The organism is Actinomadura sp. NBRC 104412 (genome assembly GCF_030269515.1).
Taxonomy (GTDB): domain Bacteria; phylum Actinomycetota; class Actinomycetes; order Streptosporangiales; family Streptosporangiaceae; genus Spirillospora.
Genome location: NZ_BSTM01000011.1, coordinates 122,718 through 148,624, shown reverse-complemented (window position 1 = coordinate 148,624; position 25,907 = coordinate 122,718). Strand labels below are relative to the sequence as shown.

The following is a 25,907-nucleotide window of genomic DNA, read 5'->3' as shown; positions in this document are numbered from 1 at the left end:
CCGCGACCGAAGGCAGGTTCCGAGCCTGCGAGGAACCTGATCGCGAAGCGAGCCTCTAGGCGAGTCGGAGCGATGCAGCGATCGCCGCAAGCACGACAAGCGAGGAGCGCCAGCGACGAGCGCAGCTCGCGCATGCAAATAAACACCTCTCGCAACTACCTCAGCCCGCAACCCCAACCCCGAACGGCGGCCAGCCGTTGCGATCGCGACCGAAGGCAGGTTCCGAGCCTGCGAGGAACCTGATCGCGAAGCGAGCCTCTAGGCGAGTCGGAGCGATGCAGCGATCGCCGCAAGCACGACAAGCGAGGAGCGCCAGCGACGAGCGCAGCTCGTGCTTGCAAAAACTACACAGCAGCGTGGAGCCATCTGACGGGGGCGCCGTCGCCGGCTCGGCGGAAGGGTTCGAGTTCGTTGTCCCAGGGGGTGCCGAGGAGGCGTTCGAGTTCGTTCTCGAGGGTGGTCTTGCCGGCGGCGGCGTTGGCCATGGCGGTGCGCAGCCGGTCTTCGGGGATCATGATGTCGCCGTTGGCGCCGATGACTCCGGTGAAGACGCCGAGGGTGGGGGTGAAGCTGTAGCGGACGCCGTCGCAGCCGGCGGTGGCGTCTTCGGTGACCTCGAACCGCAGGAGTTTCCAGTTGCGCAGCGCGGAGGTGATCCCGGCGGCGGTTCCGGGCTTGCCCTCCCAATGCAGTTCGGCGCGCAGGGTCCCCGGCGCGGCCGCCTGGTCGGCCCACTCAAGGGACACGGGCACGCCGAGTACACCTGCGGCCGCCCATTCGATGTGCGGGCTCAGCGCAGGTGGCGCGGAGTGGACGTAGAAAACGCCACGTGCGGTCACCGGACCTCCTGGATCTGTACTGAGGCTCGTCTTCCCCTACGGCCTCGGGCATCCCAGGACGGTTTCCGCGTCCCTCATTGTGCATCATTGACACCGGTCGCACCACCACACGACCGTGTTCGCTTCCACCTTTCCACCACGGGTGGTGTTCCATCGGTCACAGCGGTGACGGGTCCGGCGGGGTGGCGAGCGGCGGTCGGGTGGCCGTCGCATCGGTGAAGCTAGGGGCGGGGTGGTCCCGGGTGCGAGGGACCGCGGTCCCGGTGCGGCCGGGTTTCAGCGGGGCCGGGCGAGCCTGCCGCGGGCGGCGGCGAGGGCGGCCGCGGCGGCGATGAGGACGGCGAGGTACGCGACGTAGTCGCCGAGGCGGTCGTAGGGGGTGCGGGACGTGGACGGCGGGATGTGCAGGGTGACGACGGTGGATCCGCGGTGGTCGGTGTCCATCCATGCCAGCCGCCTGCCGCGGGCGTCGAAGGCGGTCGATACCCCGCTGAGCGCGGCTTGGACGGCGGGTCGTCCGGTTTCGGCGGCGCGTACGGCGACGAGTGAGGCGTGCTGCGGGGGTGCCCAGCTGCCTTGGAACGTGGAGGTGGACGACTGGTACACGAGGAGTTGCGCGCCGCGTCGCACGACGGCGCGGCCAAGGTCGGGGAAGGTCGATTCGAAGCAGATGAGCGGCCCGAGGGTGAGCCCGTGGGTGGTCATGACGCTCGCGCCGGTGCCGGGGACGCGGTCTTGTCCCGCGGCGCGGCTGATGCGGCTCAGCCAGCCGAATCCGGAGCGGAACGGGATGTATTCGCCGAAGGGGACGAGCCGGGTCTTGATGTAGCGCTGGTGCGTCCCGTCGGGGTTGATGAGGATCGCGCTCTTGGAGATGCGGCCGTCGGCGTCTCTGGCGTCTTCGTTCACGAGGATGGGGGCTTCGGCGGCCAGTGCCCGGAGCCGGGTGGCGATGTCGGGGTGGCGGGCGATGGCGTGGCCGACGCTGCTTTCGCCCCAGACGATGAGGTCGGCGGGCGGGGTCTGCGCGGTGATGCGTTCGCCTGCGCTGAACCGGGTGGGAGGGCTGTGGACGACGCCGGGTTGCACGAGCGCGACCCGCATCGTCTTCTCGGTGGACGGTGAGGTGCGCGCGGCGTAGGTGAGCGGACCTGCGACCAGCAGCAGCGCGAGCAGTACACCGCCGGTGCGTACCCAGGGGCCGCGTCGGGGAGGCCGCAGGGCGAGGACGATCGCGGTGTTGGCGGCGACGAGCACGAACGACAGCAGCCACACCCCGCCGATGGACGCCAGGCTGAGGATCGTCGGGTGGTTCCACTGGCTGACCCCCAGCAGCCCCCATGGCCCGCCGAGGCTGGGCCAGGAGCGCGCGTACTCGATGGCGACCCAGATGGACGGCAGGACGATGACCGCCACCGCTGAGGAACCCAGCCATCGCGCGGCCGCGCCCCATGCCGCCCACAGCGACCCGAAGACGGCGGCGACGAGGACGAGGCCGGGCCCGATGTTGGGGAGCGTCCAGTAGAGGACGGCCGTCAGGTAACCGGCGCCGAACCACCATCCGCGCGTGCCCGCCGCCCGTACGCCGGGGGCGGACCGCATCAGCAGGAGGCCGGGGACGAGGATCACCCAGGCGAGCCACGAGAGGCCGGGCCTGGGGAAGGTGAGCACCGGCAACGTTCCGCACAGCAGGCACGCCGCACGTACCCGCCACACGGCCCAGCGTCCAGGCCGGGCCGTGGTCGCGGCCCGCGCACCCTCACCTAGGACAGGGGGCGTGGGAGCCAGGGTTGAAGGCGCCGGAGGTTCCGGGGCGGGCGGCACGCTCCCGCTGCGGAAACCCTCGCGGCCGATCACGTTCCCAGTAACGCACATTTCCCTGAAAGACCGCCGCTGGGGGACATCAACCGGCACTATGGGTCATGTAATCATCACTCCATGTGATCGCTACTCTATGCGATCGCCCCTGCCCGCAAGTTCCCACGAGTCCCACGATTCCCCAAGGAGGAAGGTCGGATGTTCGATCAGGAGGCCCGGCTGGAGCGGCTGCTGGCCCGCCATCGCGACGCCGTCGTCGTGGAGGCGGCGCCCGGACGGCGGGCGCTGGTCAGGCGCGACCAGTTGCTGGTCGCCGGTCCCGACGCGCCGGCGGCGCGGGATCTGGTGCGCCGCTGGTACGACTCGGCGCACGACGAGCACGGGGTGACCTGCCTGCGGTTGCGGTCCCGCGCCAAGGTGGACGTCTGCGAGATGGCGTCCCTGCTCGGCGGGGACGGCGGGAGCGGCGGCCGGCACCGGCGGCTGAACGTCTCCCCCAACCACCTGGTGTGTGGGCAGCCCATGTGGTGGAGCGGCCCCGCCGACCTGCCGCGTCCGGCCGCGCCCGTTCCCGCGCCGCGTGCCGGGGCACCCGTGCGCCGCCCGGTCACCGTCGCCGTTCTCGACACCGGGCTCGCACCGCATCCGTGGTACGAGGACACCCCCTGGTATGCCGAGCACGGTGCCGAGGCCGCGGAGGTCCTGGACGCCGACCTCGACTACGAACTGGACTCCCAGGCCGGGCACGGCACGTTCATCGCGGGGGTCGTGCTGCGGTACGCGCCGTCGGCCCGGCTGCGGGCGTACCGCGTGATCGGCGGGGACGGTGTCGGGGACGAGCTGGAGGTCATCGGGGCGCTGGCGCGGCTGGCCGCGGACGGCGGCGCCGACGTGGTCAACCTCTCGCTCGGCTGCCACACCTTCGACGACCGGCCCTCGCCGCTGATGGCCCGCGCGTTGGCGTCCCTGGGCCGCGGCACCGCCGTCGTGGCGTGCGCGGGCAACGCGGCCACCGACCGGCCGTTCTGGCCGGCGGCGCTCAAGCAGGTGATCTCGGTCGGCGCGCTGGGTCCCGGTGGCGACCGCGCCTGGTTCTCCAACTACGGCTGGTGGGTGGACGCCTGCGCGCCCGGCGTCGACATCGCCAGCAGCTTCGTGCGGTTCGACGGACCCCGCCCCGGCCCGGACGACCCGGACCGGTTCGACGGGTTCGCCATCTGGAGCGGCACCTCGTTCGCAGCCCCCGCCGTGGCGGGACGGATCGCGGGCCTGGCCGCGTCCGAGGGCGTCGGCGCGGTCGAGGCGGCCGGGCGTCTCCTCGACCCGGCCGCCCACCGCACGCTGCCGGACCTCGGCGTCCTCATCACGTCCTGACCGCGCCCTCCCCCGTACCCAGTGGTGACATGTCTTCAGACGACGACGGCCCCGGCCACGTCCGCCTCTGCGACGACCCGCCCGGCACAGGGCGGGACGACGCGGAGAGCGGCGAGGTGGCCGAGGCGGTGATGCGGGCCGGTGATGGTGACGGGGCGGCCTGGGCGTGGCTGGTCGACCGCTACAGCGGGTTGCTGTGGTCGATCGCGCGGGCGTACGGGCTGAGCCAGGCCGACGCCGGAGACGTGGTGCAGACGACGTGGCTGCGGCTGGTGGAGCGGATCGACCGGATCGAGCGGCCCGGCTCGGTCGGCACCTGGCTGGCGGTGACCGCGCGGCGGGAGAGCCTGCACGCGTCCCGGCGCGCGGCGGCGCGTGGGGCGGCGCTGGACGACGCGGTGGTGTCGGCGCCCGGTGGCGTGGCGCCGGAGGACGTCGCCCTGGCGCGGGAACGGGTCGGGGAGGTGGCGGAGGCGCTGGCCGCCCTGCCTCGCCGCTGCCAGGTACTGCTGAGGTTGTGCGCGACGGCACCCAGTTACGCCGAGCTGGCCACGGCGCTGGGGATGCCGGTGGGCAGCATCGGCCCGACCCGGGCGCGTTGCCTGAACGGCCTGCTGCGGAGGCTGGACCCGTGAACGACGACCTGATGGCCCGGGTGCGGGCGGCGTTCCAGGCCCTCGACCCGGTGCCCTCGGAGGTGCTGGCCACCGCGCGTTCGGCGCTGACCTGGCGCGTCCCCGGAGCCGAAGTGGCCGAGCCCGCCCCGGCGGACGCCGGCCCGCCGGCCGCCCTCCGGGGCGGGGAGGGGACGCGGACGCTCACCTTCGCCGCGTCCCGGACGGTGATCGAGCTGGAGGTCGACGGCACCGGTCATGGACGCGGGATCGCGGGCCGGCTGGCCCCGCCGATGCCGGCCGAGGTGCGGGTACGGCATCTCGCGCTGGTGCCGGAGCAGCCTCGGGCCCGCGCGGATCAGGCCGGTCACTTCGCGCTCCCCGCCCTGCCCGAGGGATTGGTCAGCCTGGCGTTCCTGCTGCCGGACGGCTCGTCCATCGTGACCAGCTGGATCCGCCTGTGACCGCTGAGGGCGAGGCGGAGGGGCTCGTCGGGCTGGCGGCGTCCGATCCCGTGCTCGCGTACGAGCGCGCCAACGCCTTCCTTAAGCGTTCGCCATCCTCCTGTGCGGCAAGGGTCGTCGCGCTGCGCGCGGCGGGGTTGGCCGCCAAGGAGCTGGGTCTCCTGGAGGAGGGCATCGAACGGCTCCAGGAGGCCCTGGCATGCTCCAAGGGCTACGAGGCCGCTCTCGTGCGGATGAACCTCGTCGGGCTGCTGTCCGCACGCGGCGACTGCCAGGGCGCACTGGCCGAGGCGGCACGGGCAGAAGGAATCCTGCGGGGACGCGACGCGAACCGCCTCGCGGCCAACGTCGCTTGCGCGCTGGCCCGCGCCGGGCGACTCCCCGAAGCGGATGCCGTGGCTTCGCAAGCCCTTCCGCGGCTCCGCCAAGACCACGACCCCGTAACGCTGACGGGGCTGCTGACGAACCTCGGCCTGGCCCGTGCACTGCGCGGCGATCTGGGCACCGCCGAGGCGACCCTGTCGGAGGCGGTGGCGGTCGGCGAGGCGGCGGGGCTGGGGCATATGGCCGCGATGGCTCGGGGCAACCTCGCGTTCGTGGCGTCCCGGCGCGGGGACATCCCACGGGCGCTGCGGCTCTTCGCGGCGGCCGAGCCTGCGCTGACCCGGGAAAGGGTGGCGCAGTGCCGGTTCGACGTGGGCGAGACCCTGATCCAGGCGGGTTTGCCCGGCGAGGCCCGTCCGCTCCTTGAGGCGACGCTGCGCGAGGTGACGGCGAACGGCTACCAGTGCGACATCGCTGATGGGCTGTTGCTGCTCGCGCACGCCGAGCTCGCCGATGAGGACGCCGAGCGGGCGGCGGAGACGGCCGAACGCGCACGGGCCGCGTTCGCGGACCAGGAACGCACGGGCTGGACGCTGCTGGCCGACCATCTGCTCATCCGCGCCCGCTGGGCCGCGGGGGACCGTTCCGCGGTGTTCCTGCGTTCGGTGGTGGCCACCGCGGAACGCCTGCACGAGCGCGGCTGGGCGGAGGCGTCCGCCGAGGCGCGCATCATCGCCGCCCGCGTCGCCCTCGCCCTCCACCGGCCCGCGGGGCACCTGCTGGAGCCGGTGAGCCGGATGCGCGACCGCGGCCCCGCGTCCCTCCGCGCCGCGGCGTGGCATGCGACCGCGCTGGAACGCTGGGCGCGGCGCGACCACGGCGGCGCACGCGACGCCATCGGGGAGGGGCTGCGTGCGGTCGAGGAGTACGCGGAGGTGTTCGGCGCGCTGGAGCTTCGGGCCCGCGCCGCCGGGCTGGGCGATGAACTGGCACACCTGGGCTTGCAGATGGCGCGTTCGCCTGTTGAGTTGCTGTCGATGGAGGAACGCCGTCGCGCCCTCGCCCGGCCCGCCTCGCTGCGTCCGCCACGCGATCCCGCACGGGCGGCGGCGCTGTCGGAGCTGCGCGCCCTCAGTTCCCAACGCGCATCCGTCCTGGCCCAGGACGGGACGTCCGAAGCCTGCGTACGCGAGAGATTGAGGCGGGTTGAGGCGTCCATCCAAGCCCGGACGCGCCGCCGCCAAGGCGACGGCCGTCAGCACCCAACCGGGTTCGGCACCGACCGGCTCGTGTCGGCCCTCGGCAGCGGGCGGGCGCTGCTGGAGTACCTGCGCATCGGGGACGAGCTTCATGCCGTGACGGCATGCGGGGAGCGTTTCCACCGGTTTCGCCTGGGGTCGTACGCGGATGTGGTGGACGACGTGAGGCTGGCGCGCTTCGCGTTGAAGCGGCTCCTTGAACGTGCAGGCGACGCCCACGCACTCAAGGGCCTCCAGCATGCGTGCCGGCGCCTTGACGAGGTCTTGCTGGCGCCCGTGCTGCACGGCATCGCCGAGCGGGATCTGGTGCTCGCTCCCATCGGGTGCCTGCACGGCCTTCCCTGGGCGGCGCTTCCCTCACTCAAGGGCCGTCCGTACACGCTTGTCCCGTCCGCTGCCACTTGGCTGCGGGCGCGCGCCGTCGATGCCTCGCGGAGGGAACGGGTCGTTCTCATAGCCGGCCCCGGGTTGGAGCACGCGGAGCAAGAGGTGAAGGCGCTGTCCCGCCTCTTCCCCCAGGCGCGCACGCTCACGGGCGCCGCCGCGAAGGCGGAGGCCGTGCGTGACGCCCTGGACGGGGCCGACCTCGTCCACCTGGCCTCGCACGGCGAGTTCCGCGACGGCAACGCCCTCTTCTCGCGGCTGCGGCTGGCGGACGGCCCCTTGATGCTGTGCGACCTGGAGACGCTGGACGCGCCACCGCGCCTGCTCGTCCTGTCCGCCTGCGACGCCGGGCGCGCGGCGGACGGGGACGCGGTGATCGGGATGGCCGGTGTCCTGCTCGCGCTCGGCACCGCCACGGTGATCGCCAGCGTGGGGCCCGTCCGCGACGACGAGGCCCCCGGCTTCATGACCGCCTTCCACACCGGCCTGGCCGCCGGCCTGCCGCCCGCCCGCGCCCTGGCCGCCACGCCCCGCACCCCGGGCGTCACCGGCTTCAACTGTTTCGGCGCCGGTTGAGGGTGCGCGCTAGGCGTCGCCGGTCGCGACCGGGTTGGTGGGGTCGGCGATCCAGTTGGACCAGGAACCCACGTACAGGGCGGCGGGGATGCCCGCGAGGTTGAGGGCGAGGATCTCATGGGCGGCCGTCACCCCGGACCCGCAGTAGGCGCCGACGTCGGTGGCATCGGTGGCGCCGAGCTTGGCGAACCGTTCGCGGAGGAGGCCGGGCGGCAAAAAGCGGCCGTCCACCCCCACGTTGCCCAGCGTCGGCGCGTTCTTGGCTCCGGGGATGTGCCCGGCGACCGGGTCCACGGGCTCGTTCTCACCGCGGAAGCGTTCGGCGGCGCGGGCGTCGAGGAGAGCCCCGGCCTTGGCGACGGCCGCGGCCCCCTCGGCGTCCAGCACCGGGAGCCGGTTCGGACGGGCCACGAAGTCGCCGGGTTTGACCGAGGGCTCCTCGCCGGTCACGGTCAGCCCCGCCTCGTTCCAGGCACGGAACCCGCCGTCCAGCACGCGGACGCGTTCGTGGCCGAAATAGCGCAGCGTCCACCAGAGACGGGCGGCGGACGTGGAGTCGGCGTCGTCGTACACCACCACGAGACGGTCGCCGGACACCCCGGCGCGTCGCATCGCCGCCTCGAAGTCGGCGGGCTCGGGCAGCGGGTGCCGCCCCGCCGGGCCGGGCGGGCCCGCCACGTCACGGTCCAGGTCGACGAACACCGCGCCCGGCAGGTGCCCGCGCCGGTAGGACTCGATGCCCGGCGGCCCGTTCACATGCCATCGGACGTCCAGGAGGACGGGCGGAGGATCCTGACGGAGCAGGCGGGCCAGCGCGGCGACGTCGATGAGTGGATGCACATCGCCAGTTTGACCGCCATTGCCCGGTTTCGGGAGGGGCGAAGTCGCGTTCGTCACCTCTCCGAGCGTACGGGCCCGTCCGATCCCGGCCGGGGCAGGACGCGCCGGACGGCGCGGGACAGCGCGGGACAGGCATCCAGGGCGGACACGAGCGGGCGCGACGGTCAGTGGCGCGCGTAGGTCAGGAGGGGCACCATCATCTCCGCCGGGACGAGGGAGCCGTGCATGCCGACCATCCTGTTCAGGTACGGCTCCCGCTCCGACGCCACGATGGCGAGGTCGGCGTGCGGCACCGCGATCACGTCCCCGACCCGTTCGAGCAGGTCGGGCTGCATCGGCCCGAACAAGCCCGCCGCCACCGCCTCGTCCCGCGAGAACACCCACGCCTTGTCGCCCAGCAGCCCCTTCCAGGCCGCCAGGACGTCCTCGTGGGCGCCGGGCTCGCTGTAGACGTACCGGGCCCGCGCGTCTCCCCCGAGCAGCGCGACCCCCTCGCTGAGCTCGGCGGTGGTGTCGAAGTCGACCCGCTCCACGGGATCGATCATGCCGTGGTCGGCGGTGACGTACAGGGCCGTGCCCGGGGGCAGGACCTCCGCGAGCTGCTCGGCGAGGAGGTCGACGAAACGGAGCTGATGCCGCCAGTCCGGCGATCCGACCCCGAACCGGTGGCCGGTCGTGTCGAGATCGGCGTGGTAGACGGTGACGAAGCCGCGGCCCTCCTTCCGCAGGGCCCGTTCGGCCCGGCCCACCAGCGGTCCGAGCCCGTCGGCCGCCATATAGGACGCCCCGCGGGTCGTGGCCTGGGTCAGGCCCGTCCCCCGGTAGAGGCCCAGCGCCACGTACGACACGTTCACGCCGTCCGCCGCCGCCTCCTCGTACACGGTCGGCGCCGGCTGGAACGTGGCCGGGTCGACGGTCTCGTCCTGCCAGCGCAGGCAGTTCAGCAGCCGCCCGGTGCCGGGGATCGCCACCTGTACCCCGAGCAGGCCGTGCCCGCCCGGAGGCAGCCCGGTGGCCAGCGACCCCAGGCTGGTGACCGTGGTCGCCGGGAACCCCGAGGTCAGCCGGGTGCCGGGGAGCGAGGCCAGGAACGGCGCCTCGTGCCGGTGCGCCTGGAACAGCTCCCAGCCGAGCCCGTCGATGATCAGAACGCAGACGCGGGGCATCGCGGGCAGGCCCAGGACGTTCGGCCGCCCGGGGACGCCGAGCGACGCCAGCACCGACGACGGCAGATCGGCGAGCGCGCCCGTTCCGTACGCCGGAACCGGCGGGACGCTCACAGGGACCTCGGCTCGATCATGCGGGGGTCATCCGGTTTCCTCTGGGAGGGCCGCCTGCGGGCGATCAGCGGGCGGTCTCGGCGGACAGGGCCTCGGCGAACGCCAGCACCTGGGCGACGGCGTCCCGGCCGTCGGCGGCCTCGCTGACCCGCAGGGACAGGTCGTCGGAGGTGACACTGCCGGTGTAGCCGTGGTCGGCCTCGCAGTTCTCGTCGCCGCAGGTGGCCGGTTCCAGGTCGATGTGCGCGATGGCGCCCCAGCCGATGGTCAGCACGACCTCGGTCGGCGGCACACCCGGCACGTAGGACGCGGGGTCGGGGACGACCCGGGTGACGGCGACCGACTGGACGCGGTCCAGCCTGACCGCCTCCGTCGTGGTGGACGCGTGGGGCTGCGCCATGCCGTCGCCCGGCGGGTGCTCGTCGGTATGGCAGACCAGCAGCCGGGACGCCGACAGCACCAGGACCGTCACATGCCGCCGCACTTCCATCGCGGGGTCGAACGTCGCCTCGTGATGCACCACATAGGCGATCACTCGCTCATCGCCTATGGCCGACTCGACCGCGTCCGCGACCAATGCCGGGTAGTAACCGCTGCGCTCGATGGCCGTGCGCAACCCGTGAGCCGTCGCTCGGGTTTCCCTCATGACCCCATCCTGCCCTGTCCCGGGCGCGCGGTGCACACAACGTGGCCGCAACATGGTCATTTGGGCCCCTCCCCGGCCGTCCGGGAGCGTGGGCCGTAGGAGAGGACGCCCGACCTCAGGGTAGGGAAGGGGCATGTCCGACCGAGACCCCATGCCGTCACCGCCGCCGGTTCCGCCGCCCGGCCCCAACCCGGAGCCTCCGCCGCCGTCCCCGGTGCCGCCTCCCGAACCACCCCCCGGGCCGTCGCCTGAGCCGCCGCGCAGGCCGCCGCAACCGGTGCCGCCCGGCCCCTCGCCCGATCCGGTGCCCCCGAAACCCGAGCCACCCGACCCCGTACCGCCGGGGCCGCCGCCGGAGCCCGTACCGCCGATGCCGCCACCGGAGCCGGAGCCACCCGAACCATCACCGGACCCGTATCCGCCGACGCCCAATCCCACGCCGCCCGAGCCACCGAAGGAGGCAGCGGTGCTGAGGGGTGCCTAGCGGAGGCGGCGCGGCCCAAGTTCGGGGCGGGGGCCGCGTGGACGCTCCAGGCGGAGCGTCACCTCCCTCACGGCACAGCCCCATGGGCCCACCACGACCGGGTCGAGTTCCAGGCGAGCCACCTCGGGAAGGTCGTCCCCTAGGCGGGACACCCGCAACAGCAGATCCTCCAGTGCGGGCACGTCGACGGGCTCGGCTCCCTTGTGGCCCAGCAGAAGAGGGGCCGTGCGGATGGCGCGTACCAGGTCCGATGCCTCGACATCGGTCAGGGGCGCCAGACGGTACGCGCGGTCGTCCAGAAGCGCGGTGGTCTCATCCGCGAGACCGAACGAGACGACGGCGCCGAACGACGGATCCTCCATGGTGACGATGCGCGCCGGGATGCCCTCCCCGTGCTCGTTTTTCTCCACGATGGCGATGCCGTAGCAGCCCAGCAGTTCGGCGGCCTGCTCATGGGTCGCCTCCACGGAGACGCCCGTATCCAGCCACTCCCCTACCAGCGCACGGGCGCGCTTGCGGTCGGTGCCCTCCAGCTCGGGCAGCCGCCCCTGCGGGCGTCGCCGCCACTGCGCGTACCGGATGACGTACGCCAGGGCCCGGACGGCGTCCTCCGGGGCCGGGTACGAGGGGACGGAGCCCGCACCGGGCATCCCGTCCGGCCCCGGGATCCTCAGATCCTCGGGCATGCCCTCCGACCCCAGGTAGGTGGCCACGATCGGCTTGGAGGCGCCCTTCGCCAGCCGCAGGATCTTTTCCGGGACGCGCACGTCGTAGCCGCCGACGGTGGGCGGGGTGAACAGGGCCACGACCGCGTCCACCTGATCGTCCTCTAGGGCGCTCGACAACGCGGCCTCGTAGTCGTCGGCGTCCGCGCGGGGACCCAGGTTGACGGGCGCGGCGGCGTCCAGCCCCAGCGCCACGGCCGCGTCCTGGGCGAGCAGGCCCAGCGAGTCGGAGTTGTCGATGATCATGACGCGGTCGCCGGTGGGCAGCGGCTGGTAGGCCAGGAGCTGCGCCACGTCGAACAGCTCCGCCAGGTCCTCCACCCGGATCACCCCGGCCTGCGCGAACAGGGCGCTGACCGCGTGGTCGGGCAGGCTGAGGGCCTGCGCCGCGTGCCCGAGCGGGACGCCCTGGGTGCTGCGCCCGCTCTTGACCGCCACGATCGGCTTGCGGCGGCCGAGGCGGCGGGCCAGCCTGGCGAACTTCCGCGGGTTCCCCAGCGACTCCAGGTAGAGCAGGACGGCCTTGGTGGCCGGGTCCTCCTCCCAGTACTGCATGAGGTCGTTGCCGGACACGTCCGCCCTGTTGCCCGCCGACACGAACGTGGACAGGCCCAGCCCACGCTCCGCCGTACGCTGCAGGATGGCGATGCCCAGCGCACCCGACTGCGAGAAGAACCCCACAGGGCCGCGGCCCGGCATCGTAGGGGCGAGGGTCGCGTTCAGGCGCACATCAGGGTCGGTGTTGGCGATGCCCAGGCAGTTCGGCCCGACCACACGCATGCCGTAGGCGCGCGCCAGCCGTACCAGTTCCTCCTGGCGTTCCCGGCCTTCCGCCCCCGTCTCCCCGAACCCGGACGACACCACGACCAGGCCGCGCACACCCTTGCTTCCGCACTGCTCCACCACCTCGCGTACCGACGAGGCACGCACGGAGACCACGGCCAGATCCACATCGTCCGGGATCTCCAGCACCGACGCGTACGCCCGTACGCCGGCGACCGCGGTGGCCGTGGGGTGCACCGGGTAGACCGGGCCGCTGAAGTCACCGGTCAGCAGGTGCCGCAGGACGCTCCGTCCCACGCTGTGCTCGGCCCGGCTCGCGCCGATCACCGCGACCGACCCGGGGAACAGCAGCCGCTGGATCGACCGGGACTCCGCGCGGTGCTCGCGCGCCGCCATGACCTCCACCGAGGTCTCGGTCGGCTCCAGGTCGAGCACCAGCTCGATGACGCCCTCCTCGAACCGCTGCTCGGCCCGGTAGCCCACGTCCCGGAACACCCTGGTCATCCTGCGGTTGTCGGGCAGGACGCTGGCGACGAACCGGTCCACGCCGCGTTCCCTCGCGGCCGCGGCGATGTGCTCCAGCATCACCGCGCCCAGGCCCCGCCCCTGGTGGGCGTCCTCCACCAGGAAGGCCACCTCGGCGGTGCCGGGACGGTCCTTCAGCCGGTCGTACCGGACGACCGCCACCATGGCGCCGCCGATCGTCGCGATCAGCGCGACCCGGCGGTCGTGGTCGACGTTGACGAAGTGCTCGATCTCACGGTCGGACAGCCGGGGCCGCGGCGAGAAGAACCGGTAGTAGATCGACTCGGGCGACAGCCGGGTGTAGAAGGCGCGCAGCAGATCGCCGTCCTCGGGCCTGATGGGACGCACATGGGCCGTCCCGCCGTCGGCGAGGACGACGTCGGCCTCCCAATGGTCCGGGTACACGTTCCCGAGATTAGGGCACCGCGCCCCGGACCATCGGATTCGTGCCGTCTCCGGCGCTGATCGGAATCCCGTTCGGTCGCGGTCGCCGGGAAATTCGCCGGGTTCCCCGGTTTCGCTGCGCGTTCGAGACCTAATCGGGGGTCAAGAGCTGTTACGGTCGACCACACGCCCAGAATGCCGCTCGCGCGGGCCGTGTTGATCGAGGTGATGACTCCATGACGCGCGTGGTCGTGGTCGGCGATTTGATGACTGACACCGTGGCTCGTGCCGCATTCCCCCTGGCCAAGGGCAGCGACACGCCCGCCGCCGTGACGACGCACGGAGGCGGCTCGGGCGCCAACGTGGCCTCGTGGCTGGCCCTTGAGGGGATCGAGGCGGCGTTCGTCGGCCGCCGTGGCTCCGACATCGCCGGCCGGAACCGGGACATGGAACTGATGGGGTACGGCGTGGACGCCCGCCTGGTCATGGACCAGGAGCGTCCCACCGGGACCTGTGTGGTGCTGATCACCCACAAGGGCGACCGCACCATGCTGTCCGACCCCGGCGCCAACGCGGCGCTGCTCCCGGAGGACATCGAACGCTGCAGAGACCTGTTCCACCAGGGAAGCCACCTGCACCTGTCGGGCTACGCCCTGATCAACGAGGGCTCCCGCAAGGCCGCCATCCACTGCCTGGACCTGGCTCGCAAGTCCCAGATGTCCATTTCGGTGGACGCGGGCTCGTCCTCCCCGCTCAAGCGGATGGGCGCCGAGCCCTACCTGGAGTGGACGCAGGGCGCCCGCCTCCTGATCGTCAACGCCAAGGAGGCGGAGGTCCTCACCGGCCGTGACCTGCCCGACCAGGCGGCCAAGGTGCTCACCGCCTGGTATCCGGAAGTCGTGATCATGAACGGCGCCGAGGGCACGCTCTGGTACGCCAACCGCCGCCCCGAACCGGTCACGGTCCCCGCCGAGCCCATCGACAAGATCGTCGACGGCACGGGCGCCGGCGACGCCTTCATCGCCGGCTTCCTCCCCGCCTGGCTCGACGGCAAGCCCCCCGCCGAGGCACTGGCCGCCGGCAACCACCTGGCCGCCCGCGCCATGCAACACCTAGGCGCCCGCCCCACCCTCGACGTGGTGGACAACCAGATCAAGAACTAACCAAACGGGCCGTGGTGCCCCGACCACCACACCGGCCGGCGCACCACGGCCCGCCACCAACCCACCGTCCGCCCCAGCCCCCGCCACCCGGCATGCGTCAGCTAATGACACCCAGGGCGAGGGCGAGCAGTCATGCCCGGCCAACCCGCAGGTTCAGAAGCACAACCCTGACCCGAGGCACGTGCCACCAGAGCACCAGCCACCACACTCAGCATGCGACCCCGCCGTTCAGCCTCAACGGTGGCACCGGCGTGCCCGGCCGCTGAATCCAATGGGTCAGGTGGCGACAGCCAAGGCCAAGGGCAGCACGGCCGCCAAGCGCCCTGGCACCGCCGCCCGTTCGACACGCCACCGTGGATCCCGAGGCATAGGCATCAAGCGCTGATGAAGCGCCAGCCGACCGCCCCCCGAAAACGAAACCGCCATTCGACCCCGGCAGGTGCCACTTTGCATGCCCCGGCTGCTGGAACTCGTACGGGTCAGGTGGTGACGGCCAGGGCCAAGAAGACACGGCGGGCCGGCCTCCTCAGCGCTTCCGCCGGTTCGGGCGCGACGGCTTGGGGGCGAGACACGGGCCATCGAAGCGCTGGTGCAGCGGTGACCGCGGCGGTCTCGACAGCCAGAACGCCGTCCGAACCTGAGAGTTGGCGCCGGGCTTGGCCTGCGGGCTTGAGGCTGGGACGGCTCAGGTGGTCGACCGGGACAGGCGAGAACGGCGAGCCTGCTCCTCGGCGCACATGTTGGTTCGGACGCGGCAGCTTCGGGGGGCGAGACACGGGCCATCGGAGTGTTGGTGCAGCGGTGACTGCGGGAGCCGCGACAGCGAGCGGGCTGTTCGGGCTTGGTGGTTGGTGTTTGGCCCTGGGGTGGAGGTTGGGTGGGTTAGGTGGTTATGGCCAGGGTTAGGGGGAGGACGGCGGGGGCGCCGGCTTGGCGTAGGTGGTGGGTTGCGACGGTCATGGTCCAGCCGGTTTCTATGCGGTCGTCTATCAGGAGGATCGGGCCGGGGTTCTCGCGGACCGCTTCGGCCACGGGGGCGGGGAGGGTCAGGGTGTGCCAGATCGAGCGGAGGCGGTGGGCGCTGTTGTGGCGGCGTGGTGCCGGGTCGCTTAGGGGGACGAGGTCTCCCAGATGGGGCAGGCGGCCCAGGTGGGAGAGGCTTCGGCCCAGGCTTGCCACCAGTTGGGGGCGGGTGCGGGACGCGATGGTCACGATCCCGGTGGGGCGGGTCGTCCAGTCCCAGGCGGCCAGGACCTTGACCACGGCGTCCAGCATGTCCTTGGGGATCTCGGTGTCGGGGCCCGCGAACAGCTCGCGGAGGCGGTTGCCCCAGCCGATATCGGTGAGGCGGCCCAGGGCTCGGCCCTCCTCGGCCAGGTGCTCGGCGGGGATGCGGCCGGAGAGGCCCAGGTCGTCCTTGACGCCGGTGGGCCACATGCGGCGTGGCTGGACCTCGACGCCGGGGCGGCGCAGGCGGGCGCGGGCTTGTGCCGTGCCGGTGTCGGAGACGTCCGTGGGCCAGTGGTGGCCGGTGCAGTTGTCGCAGCGGCCACAGGGCTTGGCGGCGGGGTCGTCCAGGCAGCGGCGGAGGAACTCCTCACGGCATCCCTTGGTGGCCAGGTAGTCGAGCATGGCGCGTTGCTCGCGGGTGCGTTCGGCGGCGACGCGTTCGTACCGTTCGCGGTCGTAGGACCACTCGCGACCGGTCGCCGTCCAGCCGCCCTTGACGCGCCGTACGGCGCCGTCGACGTCCAGGACCTTGAGCATCATCTCCAGCCGGGCCCGGCTGAGATCGACCCGGGTTTCGAGGGCGCCGGTGGACAGCGGGCGTCCCGCGGCCTGGAGGACGTCGAGGGTCGCGCGGACGACCGGCTCGGGAGGGAAGCCCAGGCTGGCGAAGTAGGCCCAGATATCGCGGTCCTCGGTGCCGGGGAGCAGGATCACCTCGGCGCGGTCGACGCCGCGGCCCGCGCGCCCGATCTGCTGGTAGTACGCGACGGGCGACTGCGGCGCCCCCACGTGGACGATGAAGCCGAGGTCGGGTTTGTCGAAGCCCATGCCCAGCGCGCTGGTGGCGACCAGCGCCTTGAGCTTGTTGTCGAGAAGGTCGCGCTCGGCCTGAAGGCGCTCGGCGGGCTCGGTCCTGCCCGAGTACGCGGCCACCTCGTGGCCACGGTCACGCAGGTAACCGGCTATCTCGTGGGCGGCGGCGACGGTCAGCGTGTAGACGATGCCCGACCCGGGGAGCCGATCGAGCTGCTCGCCCAGCCACGCGATGCGCTGCTCGGCCTCGGGTAGCCGTACCACCGCGAGACGGAGCGAGTCCCGTTCGAGGGGGCCGCGGAGCACCAGGGCGTCGCCGGCTTCGCCGTGCAGGTCGGCGGCCAGTTGTTCGGCGACGTCCTGGGTGACGCGGGCGTTGGCGGTGGCGGTGGTGGCGAGGACGGGGATGCCCGGGGGCAGGTCGGCCAGCAGGGTGCGGATGCGGCGGTAGTCGGGGCGGAAGTCATGGCCCCAGTCGGAGATGCAGTGCGCCTCGTCCACGACGACCAGGCCGGCCCCGGCGGCGAGCTTGGGGAGGACGAGGTCGCGGAAGTCGGGGTTGTTCAACCGTTCCGGGCTGACCAGCAGGACGTCGACCGCGCCCGCCTCGACCTCGGCGAAGATCGGTTCCCACTCGTCGGTGTTGGCGGAGTTGATCGTGCGGGCGTGGATCCCGGCCCGGTCGGCCGCCTCGATCTGGTTGCGCATCAGCGCGAGCAGCGGCGAGACGATCACCGTGGGACCGGCACCGCGCCGGCGCAGCAGCCGGGTCGCCACGAAGTAGACGGCCGACTTGCCCCAGCCGGTGCGCTGCACGACCAAGGCCCGGCGCCGTTCGACGACCAGCGCGTGGATGGCGGTCCATTGGTCGTCGCGCAGCCGCGCCCGCTCGCCCGCGAGGGCGCGCAGGCAGCGTTCGGCCTCGTCGCGCAGCGCCGTGACGTGCTCGGAAAAGCTCATTCACCCTTGCTACCAGCCGTCGGCGGCCCGCCGGAACGGAAATCCGAGTCTGTGGACAACCCGGTCCGCCCGTGGCTTGATCATGATCGGTAAGTGGGTAGGTTCGGGATGGATGGGTGTGCGGCGGCGGAGTCAGCGAAGTCAGGGAGGCGTTGGACCGCGCATGGGCCGGGCCACGGAACGCTTGCGGCGGACCTGGCACGTCCTCATGGACACCACGCCACCCGAGCCTCCCGAGGACGAGCCGAGCGAAGTCGTCAGCGCGCGGGCCATCGACCTTGTCCTTCGCGTGGGCGAACTGCTGCTGGCCAGCGGCGAGACCACCGAACGCGTGAACGAGGCGATGCTGGGCCTGGCCGTCGCCTACGAACTGCCGCGTACCGAGGTCCAGGTGACGTTCACCAGCCTGCTGGTGTCGGCGCACCCCGGTGGCAGCGCGCTGCCGGTGACAGGCTCGCGTGCCATCCGGCGCCGCACCCCCGCGTACTGGCGGCTCATGGAACTGCACGAGCTCATCCACGACGCCGCCATCGGGAAACTGGATCTGGAGGAGGCGCACGAAAGGCTCGCGCAGATCAAGCGCGGCCGTGGCCCGTACCCTCCCTGGCTCCTGGTGATGTCGTTCGGGCTGATCGCCGCGTCCGCGGGTGTGCTGGTGGGCGGCGGGCCGGTGGTCGCCGCCACGGCCTTCGTCGCCACGGTGATCGGTGACCGCACCGCCGCCGCGCTGGCCCGCAGGGGCATCGCCGAGTTCTTCCAATTACTGGCCGCGTCGTCGATAGGCGCCTCGATCGCAGTCCTCGTGGTGGCGATGGGCAGCCCGGGCAGGGTCTCCACCGTGGTCACGGGCGCGATCCTCGCCCTGCTGCCCGGTCGTCCCCTGGTGGCCAGCATCCAGGACGGCATCACCGGCGACCTGGTGAGCGCGGCCGCACGGCTGCTGGAGGTCTTCATCATGCTCGCGGCGATCGTCGCGGGTCTGGGCGTGGTGGTGTACTTCGCGGTGCAGTTGGACATCGACATCAACGTCAGCGACCTGCCTAGCTCCCCTGCCGTGTTCTCACCCGTGGCCGTGCTCGCGGCCGCCGGTGTCGGGTTGGCGTTCGCGGTGTCCCTGGCCGTCCCCAAGAACGTGCTCTTCGCCGCGGCCATCGGCGGGGCGCTCATCTGGAGCATCCACGTGCGCCTCCACCACTGGGAGGTGGCCCCGGTCTTCAGCGCGGCCATCTCCGCCGTCATCATCGGCATCCTCGCCAACATGCTCGCCCGGCGCCGCCGCGCGCCCGTCCTGCCGTACGTGGTCCCGGCCATCTCACCGCTGCTCCCCGGGACCCTGCTCTACCGGGCCATGGTCGAGCTCAACACCGGGGACCCACAGGGCGGCGTGCTCAGCCTCATTGGTGCGCTGTCCGTCGCGCTCGCGCTCGGCGCGGGCGTCAACCTCGGCGGCGAGCTCGTCCGCGCCTTCCAGCACGTCGGTCTCAGCGCGTCCGGCCGCTGGGCCCGCCCGGCCGCCCGCCGCACGCGCGGCTACTAGCCCTGGCGCGATCGGACGAGGGCTGAATGTCGGTGGCCCTCGCTATCTTTTCGCGCATGTACCGACAGGGAGACATCCTCATCCTGCCCATCCCCGAGGAGGAGGTCCCGCAGACCGTCCGTGACCTGCCGCCCGCGCCTCGCGACGATCGGGGGCGCATGGTGCTCGCCCTGGGCGAGGCGACCGGTCACGCGCACGCGATCGCCGCGCCCGGCGTGCTTCTGCGCGACTCCGACCCGTTCGTCCCCGACCACCTGCATCTGCCGTCAGGAGGGCGGCTGGTGCACGAGGAGCACGCTGCGATCACGCTGCCCAAGGGCTGGTACCGGGTCGTCCGGCAGCGCGAGTACGTGCCGGGCGCCGTCCGCGTCGTCGCCGACTGACCCGACCCCTACCGGAGACCAACGTGCCCACCACACCCCCCATGCCGTCCGAGGCCGTCACCGACGTCCCAGAGAACCGTTCCGGACCCGAGGCGGAACCGGCCGTTCCCGCGCGTTCGCGCGGCGACATCGTCCTTGACTGGCAGGCCGCCGCGTTCGCGTCGGGCCCCACCGGCCCCGATGAGCGTGAACGGGCCGAGGCCGGAGTCCACGCCGCGTACACCGCCGCGGGGCTCGCCGCCCCAGAGCGCATCGTCTGGGTCCCTTCACCCGCGTACGGGACGGTCGCCGCCGCCCTGATCGCGGGCCATGGGGAGGAGTTGCGGCAACGGCTGTCGAAGAAGACCAAGCGGCTGAGCCGCTACCTTGAGGCTGCCTCCTCCCTGGTCGATGTGAGCGACGCGGGCGCGAGCGTACGGGAGGTCCTGCGTACCGACCCCTGGGAGCAGGCCCGCGGCTCCGCGTCCTCCGAGCTGGGACCGGAGCGCTGGGCGCAAGCCTGGGCGCAGACCGGCGGCCGCCTCTGGAGCCAGGTCGACGAGCTCGTGCTGCGGATCCGGGAGGCCATCGGCGGGCTCCCCGCCGCCAATGACCACAGGAACGTGGCACGGCTGCGCGGCGCGACGCTCGACGCGATCCTGGGCCAACATGACGCGCCCTGGCTGTCGCTGGTCGAGTCCCTGGGCGGTCTCGGAAAGGACGGCCCTCCCGGCACCGTTCTGTCCGGGGTGGCCGAGGTCGCCCGCGTGGCGGGCTGGTGGTGGCCGTACGAGCGCGTCGCGATCGTCTCCGAGCGTCCGGTCGAGCTGCACCGCGACGAACCGGGGCGGCTGCACCGCGGCGACGGACCCGCCTTGGCGTACTCCGATGGGTTCGCACTGCACGCATGGCGGGGCATGCCGCTGCCCGCGGGCTTCATCGAGTCGCTGACCGACCTGTCCCCCGCCCGCATCGACGCCGAGTCCAACGCCGAGCAGCGCCGGGTCATGCTGGAGATCTACGGCTATGAGCGCTACCTGGCCGAGACCGGCGCCAAGCCCGTCCACCGGGACGAGACCGGCGTGCTGTGGCGCATCGAGCTTGACGGCGACGAGCCGATCGTGATGGTCGAGGTGGTGAACTCCACGCCCGAGCCCGACGGTTCGCACCGCACCTACTACCTGCGCGTCCCGCCCCGCACGCGCACCGCCAGAGAGGGGGTCGCCTGGACGTTCGGCATGGACGAGTCCGAGTACCGTCCCCGGAAGGAAACCTGAACGGCTTGCGCGACCGGCCGCGCGCACAACGGCCCCCGCAGGGCCTCAAAGACCGGTCGGGTAGCTCCCGGCCAGCCTGGGCGGGTGTCCCTTGATGACCACTTCCCTAGTCATCAGGGGACACCCGCCCTGCACCGATCACGAGGGCCAGGCGAAGGGGACGCGTTCCAGGACGCCGCCCGCGAAGACGTCGTAGAGGCCCAACGGCTCCAGATGAACGTAACCGATGTGGCAATCGCAGAGGTCCAGCGGGCATGGACGCGGGCGCAGGGCGGCGCGGAACGACCCGTCGTAGAGGTTCCCCAGCACGGCCGGGACGAAATGGCAGCGCCGTACCGTGCCGTCACCGTCCACCGAGATCACGGTCTCGCCCGTCCGGCAGGGCAGGCCGCGGCTGGGGTGCGGGTCGCGGCTGAGGCCGAACAGCGGGTCGATCTCGCTCCAGAGCGCGGCCTCGGCGTCGGTGTAGGTGGCGCCCTCGGCGGCGTTCACCCAGAGGTACACGTCCGCGGGTAGGTCGGCCCGGAGCCGGCGGGCGGCGTCGAGGTGCTCGGCCTTGCCGACGATGCCCACGCTGAAGCGCACACCGCGTTCGGCAAGGTCGCGGCACTTACCGAGGAAGCGTTCGTAGGGCACCTGCCCCGGGTGGTACGTGCACCACAGGGCGAGCCGGGACAGGTCCGCGTCCGCCGTCCAGTCGACGCGGTGGCTGAGGTTCGTCTGGATCGCGGCCCGTCGCACGTGCGGAAGATGGCTGAGTTCCACGAGCGCGCGCCGGTACCAGGATCGGACCAGGCCCTCGCCCCAGGGCGTGAACAGCACGGAGATCCCGTGGTCCTGTTCCCGTACCCACCCGGTGAAGCGCTCCAGCGCGTTCCGATCGGCCCGCAACTGCTCGGGCGTGTCCCTTCGCTTGGCGAAGGGGCAGTACGGACAGTCGTAGTTGCAACTGGCCAGCGGCCCCCGATACAGAACCGTCAGGTGTTCTTCCAAGCGACAACCCTCCGCACCATTCGCAGTGCCCCTCCAGCCAACCAGACGTTGCACCCGCCAAGGCCGCCTACGACCCCGGCCAGGGGGTCAACGCGCTTCGTAGGTGCTCATCAGCCGGTGGACGGCTGGAGAGAAGAGGGCGGGGCCTATCGCATCGGAGCGCGCCAGCCCTTCGGGGGTGAGGCGCAGGGCCGTCTCGGTTCTGTCCAGCCAGCCGCGCTCGATGAACGTGGACAGGTCGAAGTCCTCGGCGGCGTCGGTGCCGAAACGGGCGCGGTAGGTGGCACGGTCCAGTCCCTCGGCCTGGAGCAGGGACTGGATGAGGTGACGGCGCCGGCGTTCGTCGTCGCTAAGGGAGAAGCCGACCCGGGCCGTGGTGAAGTCGGTTTCCGCCACGTAGTCGTCGATGATCGCTCGGACGTGCCTGGCCTCGACCGCGTACTCGAACGAGTAGTGCAGGCGCGTGGTGTAGGAGCGGGCGCCGCAGCCCAGGCCCACCATTCCGTCGCGTTGGCAGCAGTACTCCGTTCCGGTGGGCGTGGCGGTGGGGAGGCGGAACATGCGCATGGAGACCTGCTCGTAGCCGTTGGCGAGAAGGTGGTCACGGCCCAGGCGGTAGAGCTCCATGCGCTGGTCGTCCCACGACCCCCGGCGGGCCAGGCCGGTCAGCGGGCGAACATACAGCGGGTAGAGGTATAGCTCCTCGGGACGCCAGGTCAGGGCGGTGTCCAGGGAGTGCAGCCAGGTGGCGGGGGTCTGGCCGTCGATGCCGTAGATGAGGTCGATGTTGAGGGTGGGGAAGCCCACGGCGCGTATCCGGTCCAGGGCGGCCTCCACCTCGGCTCGTTTCTGGGGTCGGACGGCGGCGCGGGCCTCCTCGTCCAGGAAGCTCTGGACGCCGATCGAGACGCGGGTCGTGCCGCGCTCGGCGAGGACGGTGAGGCGGTCGGTCGTCGCGGTCGCCGGGGACGTCTCCACGCCCAGCGGGATCGAGCCCAGGGAGGCGAAGCGCGCGGCGATGTCGCAGAGGCGTTCCAGTTCGCGGGCGTTCAGGTAGGTGGGGGTTCCGCCTCCGAAGGCGGCCATGGCGAACGTGGCGTCGCCCAGCGCGTCCTGGACGGCGGTCGCCTGGCGGTCGAGCGCGTCCAGGTAGGCACGGGTGAGGTCTTCGGGTGCGCCGGTACGGGTGAAGAGGTTGCAGAAGCCGCACCGCATCTCGCAGAACGGGATGTGCAGGTAGAGGAAGAGCGCGGAACGGTCCTCCTCACCCCACACGGAGTGGAGCGAGGGGCGGGGTGTGAGTGGACGGTACGCGGTCTTGTGCGGATAGGCGTAGACGTACTGCTGATAGGGACCGGTCATGTCAGAACGAACTCTCCGTATGGGACGGTCCAGACGACCTCGTGGCCGATGCGGTGACCGGTGTGGCCGTCCTCGCCGTACGCCGTTCCGTGGTCGGAGCAGACGATCACGAAGGAGGGCCGGCGCACGAGGGCGAATAGGCGGCCGAGGTGCCGGTCGGCATGGCGGAGCGCGGCGGCGTGGGAGTCGCGCGAGTCGTCGCCGGGTGCGGCCCCGTCCAGGTAGAACCAGTTCGGCTGGTGCAGGGCCGCGACGTTGAGCAGGAGGAACAGCCGTCGCGTGGACGGAAGCCGACGCAGGATCTCGGCGACGCGGTCGATCTGGTTGGGGAGGGAGTCGGGGTCGGTGACGCCGAACCCGGGTTCCCAGTGGCTCTCGGCGAAGAGGGCGGGCAGGGCGGAGCCGAGGGGTGTCAGCTTGTTGAAGAAGCCGACGCCGCCGACGCAGACGGTGTGGTACCCCGCCTGGGCCAGCCCGGACGGCAGGTCGGCGGCGTCGAACACCCAGGTGCCAGGGGCGGTGGTCTCGCTCCCAGGGAACCGGCCGGCGAACAGGCGTGGATGTGGGCCCGGACGTGCCGGTGTAGGCAGGAACCCCGCCAGCATCGCGGCGTGTGCGGCGTAGGTGAAGCTTCCAGGGGTGTGGCGGCGTTCCCACTGGCCCCCTGGGAGGAGGCGGCAGAGGTTCGGTGTCTGCCCGGTGGCGGCAAGCTCGGCGGCCACATCGTAGCGGAGCGTGTCCAGCGTCACCAGCAGCACGTCGTGGCTACCGATGATCTCGTTCATGTCATACATGCCGGGACGCCTCACGCGAGCGCGATGACCTGTGCCGTGGTGGCGGTGACCTGCGCCGTGGCGGCGGTGACCTGGGCGGTGTAGGTGTCCTGCCCGGCGAACCGGGTGCCGGGCAGGCCGGTGATCCCGGGCAGCAGGTCGCCGAACGCGTTCACCTCGCCGACCGCGTACCGCTGCCAGCCGATCTGGACGAGCAGGTCCACGCCCACCATCAGGCTGCGCGGGAAGCACGCCGCCGCCCGCGCCGCGACGTCAAGGGCCCGCGCCCAGCCGGACTCCCCCATCGCCCGGCGCACGGCGTCCACGTCGCCCCGCGTCCCCCCGAGGTGCAGGTTGGTCATGGGCGACCGGCTGCTGCGCACCACCACATGCGACGGCTCCCCCGCGGTCACGACCACGCGCAGGTCGAGGACGCGGCCGTCCAGCGCCGCCTTGGGCAGCCACCGCTCCACGTGGAGCCCGTCCGGGGCCAGCGTGTCGATGAGCCGCGCCACCTCGGCCTCGGTCTCGTACGTCTGGACGCGCAGCGAGTTGTAGTAGCCGTCCCCGGCGGGCGAGGGCGCCGCAGAGCTGATGGCCCTGATCCGGCCCCGGCGCGCGGTCTGCAAGGCCACCACGCCGGACGCGGACGACCCGTGCGCCGGTTTGACGAACACCCGTGGCATGCCCGCGTCCGCCATCCGCTCGCGCAGTTCCGCGTAGCCGTGGACTGGCGGCAGCGCCTCCGGGACGGGAACGCCCGCCGACTCAAGGCGCGCATGGCAGCGCCGCTTGTCGCACATCACCGCGATCTCGGCCACGTCGTTGAGCGGCCGTGCGCCCGCCCGTTCCCCCGCGGCGGCGACCCGTTCCAGGGCGGAGGTGAAGGACGCGTACCACCGTGCGCCCCCGCCCACCCGGGCGGGATTTCCCGGACCGCGCAGCAACGCATCCACCGCCGCGTTCTCGCCAGGCGAGTCCAAGCGCAGCAGCGAGCCCGGCGCGATCGACGGGTCACCCCGCACGGCGTCCGTCCAGGGGACGAGGTGAGGCGGGGGCAGGCCAGCACCGCGGCAGGCGGCGGCGAACAACTCGGTGCGGCGGTCACCCGGCGTACCGAGCACGGTGAACATCATTCGGACACCGCTATGTAGGAACCGGCGCTGTCCCAGACACGGTCGCGGCGGAGCCAGGTCGCGGCACCGGTCGCGTCCGTCAGGTCGAGGGAGACACCGGGCAGCGCCTTGCGGATGCGCTCCACCATGTCCTCCGACAGGAACGCGTGGTGCAGGTCGAGGTCCTTCAGGTGGGTCAGGGGCTGGCCGGTCAGCAGTGCCTCGGCGCCACGGTCCGACAGCGCGCCCATGGACAGCGCCAGCGACTCCAGGCGGGCCACGACCGGCGCCGACGCGATCGCGGCGGCGACCTCGTCCTGGATGTCGGCGTTCTGGAGGCCGAGCCGCCGCAGCGCGGGGAACCGCTCGCCGGTCAGGACGGGACCCAGGTCGTCGAGCGTGGCCGTCCGCCCGCGGTCCTCCGCGCCCAGCCACAGGTCGAGGTGTTCGAGCGCGGGCAGGTCACTGCGCGCCACCCCCTGGACGGCCTCCGCGGGCAGCCCTCCGGATTCGAAACGGACCGTCCTCAGCCGTTCGTGGCGCATGGGCTCGAACGTCAGGCCCTGCCCGCCGCGCGCCTCCACGTGCTCAAGCGACGGGTACTTCTGGAACAGCGGGGTGAGGTCGGACTGCTCGATCCAGGAGATGTGCAGTTCCCAGTCCAGGATGTCGCCGAGGAACAGCGCCCGCAGGTTCGGCAGGTCGCCGGCGGCCTCGCTCAGCACCTCGACGGGGTCGTGGTCGTACTCCCACCAGCCGATGACCAGGTGCGTCACCCGGGCGGTGTCGACGAGGTCGAGGAACCGGGCGAAGTTGTCGAGGAAGTCCCTGTACAGTGCCCCGTCGTCGGCCATGACGTAGCCGACCCTCCAGGCGACCCGGGAGGGATCGGCCAGGGCGCCACCCTCGAACCCGTCCTCGCCGGGATCCCCCGTGAACTCCTTCACGGGCAGCCCGGCGAACTCGGTCAGATATTCGTTGATCAACGTGTCCTCGCGGTCCC

General features: G+C 72.2%; 20 protein-coding genes. 8 read left to right on the top strand and 12 right to left on the bottom strand.

Annotated elements, in window-relative coordinates; genetic code table 11:
• Nucleotides 1-344 precede the first annotated feature (344 nt).
• Both QSK21_RS16380 and lnt read right to left on the bottom strand, forming a co-directional pair.
• Nucleotides 345-839, bottom strand: coding sequence for a DUF3145 domain-containing protein (locus QSK21_RS16380; protein ID WP_285696708.1), 495 nt, complete (start codon nt 837-839; stop codon nt 345-347).
• Nucleotides 840-1,115: 276 nt separating this feature from the next.
• On the bottom strand, nt 1,116-2,555 hold the full coding sequence (gene lnt / locus QSK21_RS16375) for an apolipoprotein N-acyltransferase (RefSeq protein ID WP_285696707.1): 1,440 nt from the start codon (nt 2,553-2,555) through the stop codon (nt 1,116-1,118).
• Nucleotides 2,556-2,855: 300 nt separating this feature from the next.
• Between lnt and QSK21_RS16370 the strand changes: the two genes are divergently transcribed.
• The 4 genes from QSK21_RS16370 to QSK21_RS16355 are packed head-to-tail and all read left to right on the top strand — an operon-like array spanning nt 2,856 to nt 7,652.
• On the top strand, nt 2,856-4,031 hold the full coding sequence (locus QSK21_RS16370) for a S8 family peptidase (RefSeq protein ID WP_285696705.1): 1,176 nt from the start codon (nt 2,856-2,858) through the stop codon (nt 4,029-4,031).
• Nucleotides 4,032-4,060: 29 nt separating this feature from the next.
• Nucleotides 4,061-4,666, top strand: coding sequence for an RNA polymerase sigma factor (locus tag QSK21_RS16365; protein ID WP_285696704.1), 606 nt, complete (start codon nt 4,061-4,063; stop codon nt 4,664-4,666).
• The gene (locus QSK21_RS16360) at nt 4,663-5,109 is read left to right on the top strand and encodes a hypothetical protein (RefSeq protein WP_285696703.1); all 447 of its coding nucleotides are present in this window, start codon (nt 4,663-4,665) and stop codon (nt 5,107-5,109) included. Before QSK21_RS16365 ends, QSK21_RS16360 begins: the two co-directional genes overlap by 4 nt.
• The gene (locus QSK21_RS16355; RefSeq protein ID WP_285696702.1) at nt 5,106-7,652 is read left to right on the top strand and encodes a CHAT domain-containing protein; all 2,547 of its coding nucleotides are present in this window, start codon (nt 5,106-5,108) and stop codon (nt 7,650-7,652) included. Before QSK21_RS16360 ends, QSK21_RS16355 begins: the two co-directional genes overlap by 4 nt.
• A gap of 9 nt (nt 7,653-7,661) precedes the next feature.
• Here QSK21_RS16355 and QSK21_RS16350 read toward each other — a convergent pair whose 3' ends face one another.
• The 4 genes from QSK21_RS16350 to QSK21_RS16335 form a co-directional block, all read right to left on the bottom strand.
• Nucleotides 7,662-8,492 carry a sulfurtransferase gene (locus tag QSK21_RS16350; protein ID WP_285696701.1) on the bottom strand — a complete coding sequence of 277 codons (831 nt, stop codon included), beginning with the start codon at nt 8,490-8,492 and terminating at the stop codon, nt 7,662-7,664.
• 164 nt (nt 8,493-8,656) lie between these two features.
• Complete coding sequence (locus QSK21_RS16345; RefSeq protein ID WP_285696700.1) at nt 8,657-9,772, bottom strand: alkaline phosphatase family protein; 1,116 nt, start codon at nt 9,770-9,772, stop codon at nt 8,657-8,659.
• Between the two features lie 64 nt (nt 9,773-9,836).
• On the bottom strand, nt 9,837-10,418 hold the full coding sequence (locus QSK21_RS16340; RefSeq protein ID WP_285696698.1) for a DUF5998 family protein: 582 nt from the start codon (nt 10,416-10,418) through the stop codon (nt 9,837-9,839).
• 480 nt (nt 10,419-10,898) lie between these two features.
• Nucleotides 10,899-13,340: a bifunctional acetate--CoA ligase family protein/GNAT family N-acetyltransferase gene (locus QSK21_RS16335; RefSeq protein ID WP_285696697.1), complete on the bottom strand. Its 2,442-nt coding sequence runs from the start codon at nt 13,338-13,340 to the stop codon at nt 10,899-10,901.
• Nucleotides 13,341-13,555: 215 nt separating this feature from the next.
• Here QSK21_RS16335 and QSK21_RS16330 point away from each other — a divergent pair, with 215 nt between their 5' ends.
• On the top strand, nt 13,556-14,482 hold the full coding sequence (locus tag QSK21_RS16330) for a carbohydrate kinase family protein (protein ID WP_285696696.1): 927 nt from the start codon (nt 13,556-13,558) through the stop codon (nt 14,480-14,482).
• A gap of 882 nt (nt 14,483-15,364) precedes the next feature.
• Here the strand turns inward: QSK21_RS16330 and QSK21_RS16325 are convergent.
• On the bottom strand, nt 15,365-17,485 hold the full coding sequence (locus QSK21_RS16325; protein WP_285696695.1) for a RecQ family ATP-dependent DNA helicase: 2,121 nt from the start codon (nt 17,483-17,485) through the stop codon (nt 15,365-15,367).
• A 163-nt stretch (nt 17,486-17,648) separates the two neighbouring features.
• Between QSK21_RS16325 and QSK21_RS16320 the strand changes: the two genes are divergently transcribed.
• Genes QSK21_RS16320 through QSK21_RS16310 form a run of 3 tightly spaced genes read left to right on the top strand, consistent with a single transcriptional unit; the run spans nt 17,649 to nt 20,661 of the window.
• Nucleotides 17,649-19,022 carry a threonine/serine exporter family protein gene (locus tag QSK21_RS16320; RefSeq protein WP_285696694.1) on the top strand — a complete coding sequence of 458 codons (1,374 nt, stop codon included), beginning with the start codon at nt 17,649-17,651 and terminating at the stop codon, nt 19,020-19,022.
• A 56-nt stretch (nt 19,023-19,078) separates the two neighbouring features.
• Nucleotides 19,079-19,405, top strand: a complete 327-nt coding sequence (locus tag QSK21_RS16315) for a DUF8820 family protein (RefSeq protein WP_285696693.1) — start codon at nt 19,079-19,081, stop codon at nt 19,403-19,405.
• A 23-nt stretch (nt 19,406-19,428) separates the two neighbouring features.
• Nucleotides 19,429-20,661, top strand: a complete 1,233-nt coding sequence (locus QSK21_RS16310; protein ID WP_285696691.1) for a DUF6745 domain-containing protein — start codon at nt 19,429-19,431, stop codon at nt 20,659-20,661.
• A 138-nt stretch (nt 20,662-20,799) separates the two neighbouring features.
• On the opposite strand, the gene QSK21_RS16305 is transcribed toward QSK21_RS16310, so the two are convergent.
• The 5 genes from QSK21_RS16305 to QSK21_RS16285 all read right to left on the bottom strand — a co-directional run bounded on the left by QSK21_RS16305 (nt 20,800) and on the right by QSK21_RS16285 (nt 25,890).
• Nucleotides 20,800-21,654, bottom strand: a complete 855-nt coding sequence (locus QSK21_RS16305; RefSeq protein ID WP_285696690.1) for an STM4011 family radical SAM protein — start codon at nt 21,652-21,654, stop codon at nt 20,800-20,802.
• An 87-nt stretch (nt 21,655-21,741) separates the two neighbouring features.
• Complete coding sequence (locus QSK21_RS16300) at nt 21,742-23,016, bottom strand: STM4012 family radical SAM protein (protein WP_285696689.1); 1,275 nt, start codon at nt 23,014-23,016, stop codon at nt 21,742-21,744.
• On the bottom strand, nt 23,013-23,810 hold the full coding sequence (locus tag QSK21_RS16295; RefSeq protein WP_285696688.1) for an STM4013/SEN3800 family hydrolase: 798 nt from the start codon (nt 23,808-23,810) through the stop codon (nt 23,013-23,015). The genes QSK21_RS16300 and QSK21_RS16295 overlap by 4 nt, the downstream gene beginning before the upstream one ends.
• Before the next feature lie 11 nt (nt 23,811-23,821).
• On the bottom strand, nt 23,822-24,925 hold the full coding sequence (locus QSK21_RS16290) for an STM4014 family protein (protein ID WP_285696686.1): 1,104 nt from the start codon (nt 24,923-24,925) through the stop codon (nt 23,822-23,824).
• Nucleotides 24,922-25,890, bottom strand: coding sequence for an STM4015 family protein (locus tag QSK21_RS16285; protein ID WP_285696685.1), 969 nt, complete (start codon nt 25,888-25,890; stop codon nt 24,922-24,924). Before QSK21_RS16285 ends, QSK21_RS16290 begins: the two co-directional genes overlap by 4 nt.
• Nucleotides 25,891-25,907: the final 17 nt, after the last annotated feature.

What these genes read in the sequence shown, in the direction of transcription:
- QSK21_RS16295 (WP_285696688.1), bottom strand. Translation starts at nt 23,810, where the DNA reads ATGTATGACATGAACGAGATCATCGGTAGCCACGACGTGCTGCTGGTG.
- QSK21_RS16300 (WP_285696689.1), bottom strand. Translation starts at nt 23,016, where the DNA reads ATGACCGGTCCCTATCAGCAGTACGTCTACGCCTATCCGCACAAGACC.
- QSK21_RS16330 (WP_285696696.1), top strand. Translation starts at nt 13,556, where the DNA reads ATGACGCGCGTGGTCGTGGTCGGCGATTTGATGACTGACACCGTGGCT.
- QSK21_RS16325 (WP_285696695.1), bottom strand. Translation starts at nt 17,485, where the DNA reads ATGAGCTTTTCCGAGCACGTCACGGCGCTGCGCGACGAGGCCGAACGC.
- QSK21_RS16340 (WP_285696698.1), bottom strand. Translation starts at nt 10,418, where the DNA reads ATGAGGGAAACCCGAGCGACGGCTCACGGGTTGCGCACGGCCATCGAG.
- QSK21_RS16370 (WP_285696705.1), top strand. Translation starts at nt 2,856, where the DNA reads ATGTTCGATCAGGAGGCCCGGCTGGAGCGGCTGCTGGCCCGCCATCGC.
- QSK21_RS16290 (WP_285696686.1), bottom strand. Translation starts at nt 24,925, where the DNA reads ATGATGTTCACCGTGCTCGGTACGCCGGGTGACCGCCGCACCGAGTTG.
- QSK21_RS16315 (WP_285696693.1), top strand. Translation starts at nt 19,079, where the DNA reads ATGTACCGACAGGGAGACATCCTCATCCTGCCCATCCCCGAGGAGGAG.
- QSK21_RS16365 (WP_285696704.1), top strand. Translation starts at nt 4,061, where the DNA reads ATGTCTTCAGACGACGACGGCCCCGGCCACGTCCGCCTCTGCGACGAC.
- QSK21_RS16320 (WP_285696694.1), top strand. Translation starts at nt 17,649, where the DNA reads ATGGGCCGGGCCACGGAACGCTTGCGGCGGACCTGGCACGTCCTCATG.